Genomic DNA, 1,026 nt, shown 5'->3' on the forward strand with positions numbered 1-1,026 from the left:
GCCTGGTTCAGCCACGAGGGCGAAGCGCGCGAAGCGCATTTGCTGGTCAGGTCTGTCTTCTCAACACTGCTCGTAATGGTGCTGTGGTCAACCGCGATCATCCTGGTCCAAAAGCAATGGCGCATGGAAGATGTCAGGGCTGTTGTGCTGCGACTTTCTGCGGTTCTGTTTCTACTGTGGTCGACTTTCGCGATAACCTTTCATTCCGAGCTTTCGCGATACTCCGCCACTGATCTTGAAGGCCAGTTCTCGATACTGCGTGTCGTTGGATCTACTGTGATGACGTTAGCCGCCATGCTCTTTGCCCGGAATGTCATCGGTAAATCAGTCTTTGTGGCCGCGCTCCTTCTTTGGGCCAGCATACTAAGCGCCAATCAGGCCGTGGCGAATATTCCAGTATTGTCAGCCATAGCCCTTCTTCCCCTGGCGATCCGTTTTTCCAACTGGTGGACGGCAGGGGGTTTCTGGGCGGTGATCCTTGCGATCCTGGCCTTTGGGCTGGGCATTACCGAGCCCCTCTTCGTCATGCATGGCATGGCTGCGACGGTAATCTTTGCCTCTTCCTACTGGCTGGGACTGCGTCTTGAGGCGTTCGCGGCTGCCGCGGGGGTAGGGGAAGAGGCGGCGAAGGGGGCCCTGCTTACCCGGCTCGTGCTTGATCGCCGCTCGCTCGGCATTGGCCTTGCTGCCGGGGGCACCGTCCTGCTCATAGGCGGGGGCCTGCTTTATGCTGACTACATCCAGGAGCGCGAACTGGCGCGGGCGGACGCGCAGAGAGTAGCCGAGCGCCTGGCTGAGAGGATCTCAACAGAGCTTGAAGAGCGGGAGCGGATTACTGAGGCCTTGTCGCGCCTGCCGCTCGAGAGGATCACAAGCCAGGCCGAGTTCGAGCAGGCAACGACCCCCATCGCCGATCTTTTTCCTGCAGCCACTTTGCAATGGGCACCTCAGGCGGTCATCCGCTTCTCCAATCCGCTCAAAGGCAATGAGGCGTCGATCGGTCTCGATCTGCTGCAACTGCCTGAA

General features: G+C 59.3%; 1 protein-coding gene. It reads left to right on the forward strand.

All coding sequences use genetic code 11. The annotated features are described in order from the left end of the window. Positions 1 to 1,026: hypothetical protein (locus VRS74_RS12655; protein ID WP_354145589.1), on the forward strand; the 1,026-nt coding region annotated here is incomplete at both ends.

The organism is Altererythrobacter litoralis (assembly GCF_036324225.1).
In the GTDB taxonomy this organism is placed as follows: Bacteria; Pseudomonadota; Alphaproteobacteria; order Sphingomonadales; family Sphingomonadaceae; genus Erythrobacter; species Erythrobacter litoralis_A.